The following is a 334-nucleotide window of genomic DNA, read 5'->3' as shown; positions in this document are numbered from 1 at the left end:
CGTCTCTGCATCCTGCGACCCCGCAATGACCAGCGTCGGCCCATGCGATCCACTCGCCCGCCGCCCCAACGCCTCGATCAACTCGAACACGCCCTTGCGATCGTTGATCGCCCCGTACACCAGCACATGCGTGCCGTCCGACAGCCCCAACCGCGCCCGGGCGGCAGCCGGATCGGCGGCGCGCGCATCGGGAAACGGATCAGCCAGATAGTCGATGCTCGCGCCCGCCGCATGCGCCCGGCGCTTCCACCAGTCCGGCAAGGTCGGGTCGATCGTCAGCAAGGTCTTCATGCCGCCCGCCCGGATCGCGCGCGCGAACAGCGTCCCCTTGATC

1 pseudogene is annotated in these 334 nt (G+C 69.5%); it reads right to left on the bottom strand.

The features are described from left to right. Nucleotides 1-334: pseudogene (locus QCE73_RS34075) on the bottom strand (group 1 glycosyl transferase); the annotation flags it as partial.

This window comes from Caballeronia sp. LZ029 (assembly GCF_031451275.1).
In the GTDB taxonomy this organism is placed as follows: domain Bacteria; phylum Pseudomonadota; class Gammaproteobacteria; order Burkholderiales; family Burkholderiaceae; genus Caballeronia; species Caballeronia jiangsuensis.
The sequence above is the reverse complement of the archived record's forward strand: the minus strand, read 5'-3'. Positions and strand labels throughout refer to the sequence as shown.